We start from the raw sequence: 12,175 nt of genomic DNA on the forward strand, positions 1-12,175 counted from the left end.
GACAAAGCTTGCACTGAGCGGAATCATGCGACATGAGAAGCGCCGCGGCCGCTCCTGGCCGCGCCGATCTTCTCAAGGAGAGATATCTGGTCATGGCCTTTCTTGCCGACACCCTTTCCCGCGTAAAGCCTTCCGCCACCATCGCGGTGACGCAGAAAGCGCGCGAGCTGAAAAATGCCGGCCGTGACATTATCGGCCTCGGCGCCGGCGAACCGGATTTCGACACGCCCGACAACATCAAGAATGCGGCGATCGAAGCCATCCGCCGTGGCGAGACCAAGTACCCGCCGGTTTCGGGCATCGTGCCGCTGCGCGAGGCGATCGCAAAAAAATTCAAGCGCGAGAACAATCTCGACTACAAGCCCGAGCAGACCATTGTCGGCACCGGCGGCAAGCAGATCCTGTTCAACGCCTTCATGGCGACGTTGAACCCCGGCGACGAGGTCATCATCCCCCGCCCCTACTGGGTCAGCTACCCCGAAATGGTGGCGATCTGCGGCGGCACGTCGGTGTTCGCCGACACCTCGATCGAGAATGGTTTCAAGCTGACGCCCGAAGTGCTGGAAAAGGCGATCACCCCGAAGACCAAATGGCTGCTGATGAACTCGCCGTCCAACCCGTCGGGCGCGGCCTACACGCAAGCCGAACTGCGCGCGCTGGCCGACGTGCTGTTGAAGCATCCGCATGTCTGGACGCTGACCGACGACATGTACGAGCACCTGACCTATGGCGACTTCGTCTTCAAGACCATCGCCGAGGTCGAGCCGAAGCTCTATGAGCGCACGCTGACCATGAACGGCGTGTCGAAAGCCTATGCCATGACTGGCTGGCGCATCGGCTATGCCGCCGGTCCGGTCCAACTGATCAAGGCGATGGACATGATCCAGGGCCAGCAGACCTCGGGCGCCTGCACCATCGCGCAATGGGCTTCCGTCGAGGCGCTCAACGGCCCGCAGGACTTCATCGCCAGGAACAAGGCGATCTTCCAAGGGCGGCGCGACCTCGTCGTCTCGATGCTCAACCAGGCGCGCGGCATCACGTGCCCGTCGCCGGAAGGCGCCTTCTATGTCTATCCTTCCTGCGCCCAGCTGATCGGCAAGAAGACCAAGGCCGGCAAGGTGATCGACACGGACGAGGCCTTCTGCTCGGAACTGCTCGAGGCGGAAGGCGTGGCGGTGGTGTTCGGCTCGGCCTTCGGCCTCGGCCCCAACTTCCGCATCTCCTATGCGACCTCGGATGCACTGCTGGAGGAAGCCTGCACGCGCATCCAGCGCTTCACGGCATCGCTGACCTGATCGGATCGATCTGACGACAAAAGAAACCCGGCGCCATCATCGCCGGGTTGTTGTTGGCGGCCAGGCACCTTACGCCTGCTGCTTTGCTTGCCTGGCCGAACGCGCCTCGGCCGGCGCCAGGACCATGATCAGCAGAGCGGCGGTGAGGAACGCGGCAATCGCCGCCGTCAGCATTGCGGCGTGGAAGCCGCCGGCATAGGCGGTGGCGAACAGCCGATGCACGCCATCCTCGCCGATTGCCGCGTCGGTCGCGAAATCATGCCGTGATATGGCGGCACGCGCCACCGCTTCGGCATTGCCGACACCGGCGTCACCGAGATATCCGGTCAAGAGGCTCGTCGCCCGCATGCTCATCAGCGCGCCTAGCAGCGCGATGCCGATGGCCAGCCCGCCCTGGCGGGTGGCGTTGATGACGGACGACACCATGCCGGAGCGCTCGCGCGGCGCGTAGGACATGGCGGCGGCACTGCCGGTCGGTATCGCCAGCGAGTTGCCGAGACCGTTGATGATGAACAGGGCGCAGAGCAGCGCGTATGGCGTCGACGGCCCGGCCCAGCACATGCCGAGCATCGAAAGCCCGATCAGCACGTAGCCCGCCGTCATCAAGAGCGAATGCCCATAGCGGGCGCTCAGCCGGCCGATCCAGGGCGACACGACGATCTGGATAAGAAAGGCCGGCGCCATGCGCAGGCCGGTCTGCGTCGGCGACCAGCCCTGCACCTGCTGCAGGAACATCGAGAAGAAGAAGACGCAGCTGTAGGAGGTGAAGCCGAGCGCGAACGAGGCGACGTTGGCGACGGCAAAGCGCACGTCGCGGAACAGGCCAAGCGGCAGCATGGGCCGTGGCGTGCGCGCCTCGAAGCCAAGGAAGACCACCAGGCCGACGACGCCGGCAAGGATGGCCGTGATGGTCCAGGCGTCGCCCCAGCCGCTCTCGCCGGCCGAGATCAGGCCGAAGGTCAGCGCGCCGAGCCACAGGATCGAGAGCGCCAGGCCGACAAGGTCGAGATGGGCATGTTCGGGATGCGCCGTCTCCTCGATCGACACAGCGCCCAGCGCGATGGTGAAAAGGCCGAGCGGCAAATTGATCAGGAAGATGCTCTGCCAGCCGACCGTCTGCACCAGAATGCCGCCAAGCACCGGGCCGACGACCAGAGAAACCGCGGCGAACGAGGCCCAGCCGCCGATGACGCCGGCCCGCTGGCGCGGATCGGCGAAGGCCTGCGTCAGGATCGACAACGCGCCTGGAATGAGCAGCGAGCCGGCGATGCCTTGCACCACCCGGCCGGCGAGCAGCGCCGGCAAATTGGGCGCGACGGCACAGATCAGCGAACCGGCAACGAAGATGCCGACGCCGGCCAGCCATGAGCGCTTGCGGCCATAGCGGTCGCCGATCAGCCCCGACGACAGCATGAAGGCCGACAGGCACAGCGTGTAGGCATCGACCACCCATTGCATGCCGCCGAAATCGGTGTGCAGCGCCTGCTGGATGGTCGGCAGCGCGACATTGACGATGCTGACGTCGAGCAAAGCGACAAACGTGCCGAGATAGACGGCGGCGACGAGCGGCAGGCGATTCTTCGGCATGGTCCATCCCAACATGAAACGTGCAGAGCTCGCTGCAAACCTTTCCGCTCTGTTCCTCAGGATGGTGCGGCCCGAATAGGCCTGCCGTCCGCGGATGGCCAGGACTCAGCTGCCATATTGCTCGCCGGAAACCGCTTCCAGCCAATCGGCATGGACGCCGTCGCGCGCTTCCTGCATGGCGATATGCGTCATCGCCGTCTTCGGCCCGGCGCCATGCCAGTGCTTTTCGTCGGGCGCGAACCAGATCACGTCGCCTGCCCTGATCTCCTGGACCGGCCCGCCCCATGTCTGGGCAAGCCCGGCGCCCGAGGTGACGTAGAGCGTCTGACCGAGCCGATGTGTGTGCCAGTGGGTGCGCGCCCCCGGTTCGAAGCTGACCAGTGTCGCCCTCAGTCGCGCCGGCGCCTCCGCCTCGATGATCGGCGTCTGCAGAACCCGGCCGGTGAAGTATTTTTCCGGCGCTATGATGGTCGACACGCTGCCGCAAGCAATGATCTTCATCGTCTGATCCTGAAACTGGTGGTGAAGCGACCGGCCGCAAACGCCGCTGCTCGTCGAGGCAAACGCATTGTCGGCCGATATCGCCCGAGGCGCAACCGGCTGTTTCGGCTGCCTGGCGGAAGAAGCGGTTTTCTCTCCTTAACCATGAACCTTTCACCATCGTGGCGGAAGGCGTGGAGACGCAGGAAGAGTTCGCGCTGGCCAAGGCCGCCGGCTGCAACCGTTTCCAGGGCTACTTCTTTGGCAGGCCGGCGCCGCGCGACAAGGCGCCCTTTCGCGCCATCGATGCCGAACCCCTGGCGCTGAGCGCCTGAGACCACCACACGGCAGCGGATTTCTATTTTCCTTGCCCTGCCGGCAAACAAGTGGGACGATGCTTCAGGGCAGGTGGCAACAGGAAAAGAACCCCGCCCGCGACGGTCGAACAGGCCGGCCGCCGCTCAGGACCGACTGACCACGCCTGAACCATGCTAGCAGTCGGTCCCTAGGGAAACGCCTGAGTGGAGGTCAGCCATGGGTACTCGCGCCGGAGGACGACGCACGGGACCGAAATGCATTGCCATAGTCGGTCCCTTTGCAAGCGGTAAGACGACACTTCTCGAAGCTATATTGGCCCGCACGGGCGCCATCCCCCGACAAAATCCGGTTTCATCAGGCAGCACCGTCTCGGATCATTCGCCGGAGGCGCGCGCCCACGCCATGAGCGTCGAGGCGACGATCGCCACCACCGAATTCATGGGCGAGCAGATCACCTTCGTCGATTGTCCCGGCTCGATCGAATTCTCCTTCGAGGCCGAGCCGGTGCTGGCCGCCTGCGACCTCGCGGTGGTCGTTGCCGAGGCCGACGAAAAGAAGATCCCTGCCCTGCAGCTCATCATCCGCAAGCTCGACGATCTCGGCGTGCCGCGGATCCTGTTCCTCAACAAGGTCGACAAGGCGATTTCAGGCGTACGCGACACGCTGAAGATGCTGCAGCCGGCAAGCTCGGTGCCGCTGTTGCTGCGCCAGATTCCGCTGCGCAAGGACGGCGTCGTCATCGGCTCGATCGATCTGGCGCTGGAGCGCGCCTACATCTACCGCGAATATGCCGAAAGCGAGGTGGCTCAGATACCGGGCGACGACAAGGCGCGCGAATTGGAGGCGCGCTTCTCCATGCTCGAGACCCTGGCCGACCACGACGACCAGCTGATGGAACAGTTGCTCGAGGAGATAGAACCGCCGAAGGACGCGATCTTCGACGACCTCGCCGCCGACCTGCGCGAAGGCGTGGTGACGCCGGTGCTGATCGGCACCGCCGAAAAGGGCAATGGGGTGCTGCGCCTCTTGAAGGCGATCCGCCACGACGCACCCGACATCGAGGCGACCCGCAAGCGGCTTGGTGCCTCGGACGGCGGGGCCACCGTGGTCCAGGTGATGAAGACCATCCACACGCCGCATGGCGGCAAGCTGTCGGTGTCGCGCATCCTGTCCGGCCAGGTCGCCGACGGCTCCGAGCTGTGGCTGCCCGGCGGCGACACCGCCAAGGTTTCCGGCATCTACAAGATGCTCGGCAAGGATCAGTTCAAGCTCACCGCCGCCAAGGCCGGCGACACGGTGGCGCTGGGCAAGCTGGACGAGGTCAAGACCGGCCAGACGCTGACCTCGGCCAAGGGCGGCACCAAACAGCTGTTCACGTTCGAGCCGCCGCAGCCGGTCTTCGCCTTCGCGCTGCGGCCGAAGGAACGCAAGGACGAGGTCAAGATGTCGGCCGCCATCCAGCGGCTGGCCGAGGAAGATCCCTCGCTCAGCCTGCGCCACAACCAGGACTCGGCCGAGACGGTGCTGTCGGGCCATGGCGAAATGCATCTGCGCGTCGTGCGCGAGCGGCTGGAGGGCAAGAACCAGATCCCCGTCGAAGGCCACGCGCCCGCGGTGCCCTACCGCGAGACGATCCGCAAATCGGCGCAGCAGCGCGGCCGCCACAAGAAGCAGTCGGGCGGCCATGGCCAGTTCGGCGATGTGGTGATCGAGATCAAGCCGCTGCCGCGCGGCTCAGGCTTCCAGTTCACCGACACCATCACCGGCGGCGTCGTGCCGAAGACCTACATCCAGTCGGTCGAGACAGGCATACGCGACTACCTGAAGAACGGCCCGCTCGGCTTCCCCGTCGTCGACGTCGCCGTCAACCTGTCGGACGGCTCCTACCATGCGGTGGATTCCTCCGACATGGCCTTCCAGATGGCAGCGAAGCTCGCGATGAAGGAAGGCATGGCCGCCTGCTCGCCGGTGCTGCTCGAGCCGGTGATGAAGGTCGAGATCGTCACGCCGTCCGACGCGACGTCGAAGATCATCGCGCTGATCCCGCAGCGGCGCGGCCAGATCCTCGGCTATGACGCGCGGCCGGGATGGCCGGGATGGGACGTCGTCGAGGCGACCATGCCGCAGGCCGAGATCGGCGACCTGATCATCGAACTGCGCTCGGCGACCGCGGGCGTCGCCAGCTATCGCGCCGTCTTCGACCATATGGCCGAACTCACCGGCCGTCTCGCCGACGAAGCGATGAATACCAACGGCAAGGCCGCCTGATCCTGATTTCGACACACCATCCCCTCGAACCCTTGTTCGAGGGGATAAATACCAAAAACGACGCCCGGGGAGCCGGACGTCGTTTTGTTTGCGGACCGTTTTCTCGGGAGGGGAAACGGCAGGCCCGCCGCATGCACAGTCGCCGCTTTCGGCGGAAAAGGGTTCGGACGCGGTAGCCGCCTGAGCCCGGGCCGTACGAGTGATGCCCCCATCTCCCGTCCGAACCACACCGCGTCCTAGCCTCTTCATAGCAGCGGAAGGCATCGTTGTCATGTTACCAGAGGTTACATGACACTGTTACGCGGCAATTCTCGTGGAATTCCCAGCCATCCCGGCAGGGTCCGGGCAACAAAAAAGCCGGATCAGTGAAGATCCGGCTGAGTTTGATTGGAAGTGCCTGTTAAGGCTAACCTCCAGAGGGGAACACTCGAGGGCGCTAATGGGAGGAGAACGCGCCCAGGAGATGATCTATATATGTGCTCAACATGCCCAAGAAACAAGCATCTATTTTGCAACACACGCATGCAAAAAGACATAGGCTGTGGTCCAACCCATTCCACGAGCCAATAGGACCAGCAGAATCGTCAAAAATGGGGCGCTCAACCACGCAATCGTCACTACAGAAGCGTGAATCGCGACCGGTTTTCGCCCCAAACCACCAAAATTACGCAATGATGTCGAAGCAGGCAGCAGACGTCCATTTCTGAGGCAATCGGAGAGAAAGCAGCCAATGCGGACGTTTTCGGCGATCGCCGGCAGCACGGCCTTCTTCATCGCGGCACCCGGCGTGGTCGCCGGGCTGGTTCCCTGGCTGCTCAGCGATCATTATCGCCTGCCGTGGTCCACCATGCCGGGCTTTGTTCCTGCCGGCGGCGTCCTCATCGTCGCCGCGGCTGCTGTTCTGCTGCATGCTTTCGCCAGCTTCGCGCTCGAGGGGCTGGGCACGCCGGCCCCGGTCGCGCCGACGGAGAAGCTCGTGATCGGCGGCATCTACCGCCATGTCCGCAACCCCATGTATGTCGCCGTGCTGTCGATCATCCTCGGCCAGGCGCTGCTGTTCTCGAGCTGGACGCTTGTCGGCTATGCCGTCATCGGCGCTGTTGTCATGAGCTCCTTCGTCAAATTCTACGAGGAGCCGACGCTCGCCCGCCGCTACGGCGCCGACTATGAAACCTATCGACGCAACGTCCCCGGCTGGCTGCCGCGCCTGACGCCCTGGCGGGGCGAACAGATCACCAGTGCTGCCGATCGTCCGCTAGGGCTAGAATGACCAACTGCGCGCTTTGGCGATAATGAAATCGCGGAACACGTGCAGCTTGGCCTGGTTCTTCATCGCGTCGGGATAGGCGAAATAGGTGTCGAAAGACGGCACCTCGGTTTCCGGCAAAAGCTGCACCAAGCCGGAGTCCTTGTTGATCACATAATCGGGCAGCATGGCGATGCCTGCGCCGCCCTGCACGGCGCGCTTGATCGACAAGATGTCGTTGATCTGCAGCGACGGCACACGTTGGCCGCCCTCAAAATCGCCGACCGTCTCCAGCCAGTTCAACTCCGACAGATGCGACGGCACCGGCAGGCCGAAGGTGACGATGCGATGGTTTCTGAGCTCCGCGACCGAGGCTGGCTTGCCATGCTTGGCGACATAGGAGGGTGCCGCATAGAGGTGGAAATGCACGGTGAACAGGCGGCGCTGGATCAGGTCCGGCTGCTGGGGCTGGCGCAGCCGGATGGCGCAATCGGCCTGGCGCATGGTGAGGTCGAGCTCCTCATTGGCGAGGATCAGCTGCAGGCTGACTTCCGGATAAAGCTCGATGAACTCCTGCACCCGTTCGGTCAGCCAGCCGGCGCCGAGGCCAACCGTTGTCGTGACGCGAAGCACGCCGGAGGGCCGGTCCTTGGTCTCGGTCAGGCGCGACTTGATGGTCTCGAGCTTCATCAGCACGTCATGCGCCGTGCGAAACAGCATCTCGCCTTGTTCGGTCAACACCAGGCCGCGCGCATGGCGGTTGAACAGCGGCACGCCGACATCGTGCTCGAGCGCACTGACCTGCCGCGAGATCGCCGATTGCGACAGGTGCAATGTCTCGGCCGCGTGCGTAAACGACCCCGCTTCCGCCGCAGCGTGAAACACGCGTAGCTTGTCCCAGTCCAACGCCATGATTCCCCTCGTTCTGTTTGGCGTCTGAATGAAAAATCAGGCTTTTACACGGCGTTTCTAAGCCGTTTTTTTAACAGTTTAAAGCGGCCGTTATTCGGCTGCTTCGCGGTGCACCTCGATGCCGGCGAGATACTTTTCCGCTTCGAGTGCCGCCATGCAGCCGAGCCCCGCCGCCGTCACCGCCTGGCGGTAGACATCGTCGGTCACGTCGCCGGCCGCGAACACGCCGGGCACGTCGGTGCGGGTCGAATTCGGCGCCGTCCACAAGTAACCGTTCGGCTTCTGCTTCAGCTTGCCGACAAACAGCTCGACCGCCGGCGCATGGCCGATCGCCACGAACACACCGTCGACCTTGAGGTGGGTTTCGGCACCGGTCACCGCATGCTTGAGCTTCAGCCCTTCGACTGACGGTGGCAGCGGCGCCTTGCCGGGGCGGCCGGTGATCTCGTCGACCACCGTGTCCCAGATAACGCGGACATTGTCCTTCTGCAGCAGCCGCTCGCGCAGGATGCGCTCGGCGCGGAAGTCGCTGCGCCGATGGATGACCGTGACGCTCTTGGCGAGGTTCGACAAATAGAGCGCCTCTTCCACCGCCGAATTGCCGCCGCCGACCACCGCGACATCCTTGCCGCGATAGAAGAAGCCGTCACAGGTGGCGCAGGCCGAGACACCGAAGCCCATGAAATCCTGCTCGGTCGGAATGCCCAGCCACTTGGCCTGCGCGCCGGTTGCGATGATCAGCGCGTCGGCGGTGTAGGTGGTGCCGGAATCGCCCTTGGCGCGAAACGGCCGCACGTTGAGGTCTACCTCGGTGATGATGTCGTTGATGATGTCGGTGCCGACATGCTCTGCCTGCTTCAGCATCTGTTCCATCAGCCACGGTCCCTGGATGGGATCGGCGAAGCCGGGATAGTTTTCGACATCGGTGGTGATCATCAGCTGGCCGCCTTGCTGCAGGCCGGCGACCAGCATCGGCTTCAGCATGGCGCGCGCGGCATAGACCGCCGCCGTATAGCCTGCGGGGCCGGAACCGATGATGAGAACGGGCGCGTGCTTGGTGGTCATCTAAAACCTCTGCGGGCGGACGATGCCTTGGAAAAAGACGTGGAATTCGCGCTCAATGTAAGGGTTGCCAACCACGCCAGCAAGACGAACGGGCCGTCGTCCCCGGAAAGCTTCGGCCCAAAGCGCTTATTCGCGCCATTGCCGCTTTCGTTACCATTCAAAAATCGCGTTGATGAGGGCTGGCGCCGACACAAAAGTCGTTTAATTACAAAATCGCGAAAGATTCTTGCGCCGAGCTGAGACCGCCATGCCGCTGAAAGCCGACCTCGACGCCATCGACTGGAAGATCCTGCGCGAGCTGCAGGCGGATGGGCGCATGACCAATGTCGAGCTGTCGAACCGTGTCGGCATTTCGGCCCCGCCCTGCCTGCGCCGGGTCAAGCGGCTGGAGGAGGCCGGCATCATCCGCGGCTACCGCGCGCTGCTCAATGCCCCGGCGCTCGGCCTCGATGTCGTCGCCTTCTGCCTGGTCGGCCTGCATCACCAGGCCGATGCCGAACTGCGCACCTTCGCCGAGCGCACGCGCGGCTGGCCGATCGTGCGCGATGCCTGGATGGTCTCGGGCGAATCCGATTTCCTGCTGCACTGCGTGGCAAGCGACCTCGGCGCCTTCCAGACCTTCGTCATCGAGGAGCTGACCTCGACGCCGAATGTCGACACGGTGCGCACCGCTCTCACCATACGCCGGGTCAAGGATGAGGGCCTGGTTTCCTTCGAACGCCCCTGAGGCGAGGCGAGCGCCTGTGCGCTGGCGAATTCCTGGCCTTCGCCACACCGGCGCCGCGTTGGTATTCGACAGACGCTGATGTACAAGGCTGGACGGCTCTGCCGGACTTCGTCGCTTGGCTGACCGCTAATTGGTTTCTCAAGCGATTCCAGGAAAAGTGTGTAACGGTTTTCCGTGCGGATTTGCTTGGGTACAGATGGCGAAAGCAGCGTTGCTCTGGGGGCGGCCCGCCATGGGAGGGGGACCATGACTCGATTTGCAAGCCCGGTCTCGGCGCTTATCATCTGCGTGAACGAGGCCGACATGATCGGCCCGTGCCTGGAAAGCATAGACTTCTGCTCCGAGATCATCATCGTCGATTCCGGTTCTACTGATGGCACCATCGAATGCGTCAAAAGCTATATCGCCAAGGGCTACCCGATAACGCTGCTGCACAATGACTGGCCGGGTTTTCCCCGTCAGCGGCAATTCTCGCTCGACCACGCGACCCAGCCCTGGTGCCTTTCGATCGACCCGGACGAGCGCGTCGACGACCAGTTGCGGCAGTCGATCGTGGCCATCACGCAGGCCGCCGATGGCAAGATCCGCGGCTGGTACATCCGTCGCCGCGATTGGCTGAAGGGCTATGGCTATGCGCATCGCTGGGTGCTGCACAACAGGCTGATGCGGCTTTTCCGTCGGGAGGGCGCCACCATCGATCTCACCGCGCGGGTGCACGAAGCCTTCCACGTGCCGGGCGAGACCGGCACGATCGAAGAGGGCGTCCTGCTGCATCGCCGTGAAATATCGATCGAGGAAGGTCTCGCCCGGGCCAACGCCTATTCCAGCCTCAAGGCCGTCACGCTGGTCGAGAAGGGCAAGAAGCCCGGCCTTGTGCGGCTGGTGCTGTCGCCGCTCGGCAACTTCCTGAAATTCTACCTGGCCAAGCGCTATTTCCTGTGCGGCCGGCACGGCTTCGTCTACTCGATGTCGGTGATGATCTATTCCTTCGCCACCGAGGCAAAGCTCTACGAAGCCTCGGAACGCAACGATCCTGCGTGAGCCGTCAGGCCGGGATCAGGAACGGTTGTCCCGGCCGAGCGCTTCAACGGCGGCGAGCAACTCACCAAGGTCGCTGCTGCCCCGCAGGGGCCGAATGGCGAAGCCGGGCTGGACCGCAGCCTCGCCGTCGACCAGCCAGCCCAGTGCCAGACCGGCGCGCTTTCCCGCCTGCATGTCGGCAAGCTTGTCGCCGACGATCAGCGAGCGCTGGAGATCGAGAGCAAGGCGTTTGCCCACATCGACCAGCATGCCTGGATTGGGCTTGCGCATCGGATGATCGGGGATGGCGAGTGGTCCGGCGCCGGCCTCGTGGTAGGCGCAGGCAATCACCATGTCGACGAACACGCCCTCCTCGCCCAACAGCTCGAGCACGCGGCCGTTCACCGCCGCAAAGGCGCTCCAGCCGAAATAGCCGCGCGCGATGCCGGACTGGTTGGTGACCACCACAACCGGGATTCCCGCCCGGTTGGCGGCTGCGATCGCCGGCAGCATCTGCGGCCTGAGCTCTATCTCGGCCGGGTCGCTGGGATAATCGGTATCGACGTTGATGGTGCCGTCGCGGTCGAGGAACAGCGCCGGCAGGTGCGGCGGGAAAATCCGGTTTCCGATGCGCTCGACCCACACGCCCGGCTCGGTCAGCGGATGTGGCGGCGCCGTCCTGTCAGCCATTGCTAAGACGCGCTTCGACCACTTCGCAGAGGTGATGGTAGAGGCACAGATGCCCCTGCTGGATGATCGGCGTCGAGGTCGAGGGCACGTTGAGCAGGATATCGCACAGCGGCTTGAGTTTGCCGCCGGTGTCGCCGGTCAGGCCGATCACCGTCATGTCCATCATCCGCGCCTGTTCGGCGGCGGCCAGGATGCTCGGCGAATTGCCACTGGTCGAGATCGCCAGAAGCACGCCTCCGACCGTGCCATGCGCCTCGACCTGGCGCGAGAACACCGTGTCGAAGCCGTAATCATTGCCCCAGGCCGTCAGCACCGCCGCATTGGCCGGCAGCGCGATGACATTGTAGGCCTTGCGCTCCTTCAGGAAGCGGCCGACCAATTCGCCGGCTATGTGGATGGCGTCGCTCGCCGAACCGCCATTGCCGGCGATCAGCAAGGCCTTGCCCGATGAAAGTGCCGTCACCACGGCGCTCGCCGCCCGTTCCATCTCGCCGGTCAGGTCACGCTTGACCATCGCCGTGATCGCGGCCGCCGAGCGGACCAGATAGTCGTTCAGTTCAGACATCA

At 64.0% G+C, this 12,175-nt stretch carries 12 protein-coding genes; 6 read left to right on the top strand and 6 right to left on the bottom strand.

From position 1 onward, the window contains the following. Positions 1-92 precede the first annotated feature (92 nt). Positions 93-1,295 carry a pyridoxal phosphate-dependent aminotransferase gene (locus CK227_RS16490; RefSeq protein WP_095773722.1) on the top strand — a complete coding sequence of 401 codons (1,203 nt, stop codon included), beginning with the start codon at positions 93-95 and terminating at the stop codon, positions 1,293-1,295. A 69-nt stretch (positions 1,296-1,364) separates the two neighbouring features. On the opposite strand, the gene CK227_RS16495 is transcribed toward CK227_RS16490, so the two are convergent. Together CK227_RS16495 and CK227_RS16500 are read right to left on the bottom strand one after the other, a co-directional pair. Next, positions 1,365-2,882 (bottom strand): MFS transporter, encoded by a 1,518-nt coding sequence (locus tag CK227_RS16495; RefSeq protein ID WP_095773605.1) that lies wholly within the window; start codon positions 2,880-2,882, stop codon positions 1,365-1,367. 105 nt (positions 2,883-2,987) lie between these two features. Next, a complete protein-coding gene (locus tag CK227_RS16500; protein WP_095773604.1) occupies positions 2,988-3,383 on the bottom strand; it encodes a cupin domain-containing protein in 396 nt (131 codons plus the stop codon). Positions 3,384-3,544: 161 nt separating this feature from the next. On the opposite strand from CK227_RS16500, the gene CK227_RS37310 reads away from it, so the two are divergent. From CK227_RS37310 to CK227_RS16515, 3 genes are all read left to right on the top strand, one after another. Next, the gene (locus CK227_RS37310; RefSeq protein WP_245437788.1) at positions 3,545-3,697 is read left to right on the top strand and encodes an EAL domain-containing protein; all 153 of its coding nucleotides are present in this window, start codon (positions 3,545-3,547) and stop codon (positions 3,695-3,697) included. A 199-nt stretch (positions 3,698-3,896) separates the two neighbouring features. Beyond that, on the top strand, positions 3,897-5,948 hold the full coding sequence (locus tag CK227_RS16510) for an elongation factor G (protein ID WP_095773602.1): 2,052 nt from the start codon (positions 3,897-3,899) through the stop codon (positions 5,946-5,948). Between the two features lie 730 nt (positions 5,949-6,678). Next, positions 6,679-7,218 carry an isoprenylcysteine carboxylmethyltransferase family protein gene (locus CK227_RS16515; RefSeq protein WP_095773601.1) on the top strand — a complete coding sequence of 180 codons (540 nt, stop codon included), beginning with the start codon at positions 6,679-6,681 and terminating at the stop codon, positions 7,216-7,218. Here CK227_RS16515 and CK227_RS16520 read toward each other — a convergent pair. Both CK227_RS16520 and trxB read right to left on the bottom strand, forming a co-directional pair. Beyond that, positions 7,210-8,106, bottom strand: a complete 897-nt coding sequence (locus CK227_RS16520; RefSeq protein ID WP_095773600.1) for a LysR family transcriptional regulator — start codon at positions 8,104-8,106, stop codon at positions 7,210-7,212. The genes CK227_RS16515 and CK227_RS16520 overlap by 9 nt on opposite strands. A gap of 90 nt (positions 8,107-8,196) precedes the next feature. Then, a complete protein-coding gene (trxB, locus tag CK227_RS16525; protein WP_032931359.1) occupies positions 8,197-9,171 on the bottom strand; it encodes a thioredoxin-disulfide reductase in 975 nt (324 codons plus the stop codon). Between the two features lie 247 nt (positions 9,172-9,418). On the opposite strand from trxB, the gene CK227_RS16530 reads away from it, so the two are divergent. Further along, positions 9,419-9,898: an Lrp/AsnC family transcriptional regulator gene (locus CK227_RS16530; protein WP_019860544.1), complete on the top strand. Its 480-nt coding sequence runs from the start codon at positions 9,419-9,421 to the stop codon at positions 9,896-9,898. 246 nt (positions 9,899-10,144) lie between these two features. Beyond that, on the top strand, positions 10,145-10,939 hold the full coding sequence (locus CK227_RS16535; RefSeq protein WP_095773599.1) for a glycosyltransferase family 2 protein: 795 nt from the start codon (positions 10,145-10,147) through the stop codon (positions 10,937-10,939). A gap of 15 nt (positions 10,940-10,954) precedes the next feature. Here CK227_RS16535 and gmhB read toward each other — a convergent pair whose 3' ends face one another. Then, entirely contained in the window at positions 10,955-11,608 is a 654-nt protein-coding gene (gmhB, locus tag CK227_RS16540; protein WP_095773598.1) for a D-glycero-beta-D-manno-heptose 1,7-bisphosphate 7-phosphatase, read from the bottom strand. Next, the gene (locus tag CK227_RS16545; RefSeq protein ID WP_095773597.1) at positions 11,601-12,173 is read right to left on the bottom strand and encodes an SIS domain-containing protein; all 573 of its coding nucleotides are present in this window, start codon (positions 12,171-12,173) and stop codon (positions 11,601-11,603) included. Before CK227_RS16545 ends, gmhB begins: the two co-directional genes overlap by 8 nt. Positions 12,174-12,175: the final 2 nt, after the last annotated feature.

It is taken from the genome of Mesorhizobium sp. WSM4308 (assembly GCF_002294905.1).
GTDB lineage: Bacteria > Pseudomonadota > Alphaproteobacteria > Rhizobiales > Rhizobiaceae > Mesorhizobium.

Bases quoted from the DNA above. Each gene is read 5' to 3' on its own strand.
- CK227_RS16515 (WP_095773601.1), top strand. From the start codon at position 6,679: ATGCGGACGTTTTCGGCGATCGCCGGCAGCACGGCCTTCTTCATCGCG.
- trxB (WP_032931359.1), bottom strand. From the start codon at position 9,171: ATGACCACCAAGCACGCGCCCGTTCTCATCATCGGTTCCGGCCCCGCA.
- CK227_RS16500 (WP_095773604.1), bottom strand. From the start codon at position 3,383: ATGAAGATCATTGCTTGCGGCAGCGTGTCGACCATCATAGCGCCGGAA.
- gmhB (WP_095773598.1), bottom strand. From the start codon at position 11,608: ATGGCTGACAGGACGGCGCCGCCACATCCGCTGACCGAGCCGGGCGTG.
- CK227_RS16510 (WP_095773602.1), top strand. From the start codon at position 3,897: ATGGGTACTCGCGCCGGAGGACGACGCACGGGACCGAAATGCATTGCC.
- CK227_RS16530 (WP_019860544.1), top strand. From the start codon at position 9,419: ATGCCGCTGAAAGCCGACCTCGACGCCATCGACTGGAAGATCCTGCGC.
- CK227_RS16520 (WP_095773600.1), bottom strand. From the start codon at position 8,106: ATGGCGTTGGACTGGGACAAGCTACGCGTGTTTCACGCTGCGGCGGAA.
- CK227_RS16535 (WP_095773599.1), top strand. From the start codon at position 10,145: ATGACTCGATTTGCAAGCCCGGTCTCGGCGCTTATCATCTGCGTGAAC.
- CK227_RS16545 (WP_095773597.1), bottom strand. From the start codon at position 12,173: ATGTCTGAACTGAACGACTATCTGGTCCGCTCGGCGGCCGCGATCACG.
- CK227_RS16490 (WP_095773722.1), top strand. From the start codon at position 93: ATGGCCTTTCTTGCCGACACCCTTTCCCGCGTAAAGCCTTCCGCCACC.
- CK227_RS16495 (WP_095773605.1), bottom strand. From the start codon at position 2,882: ATGCCGAAGAATCGCCTGCCGCTCGTCGCCGCCGTCTATCTCGGCACG.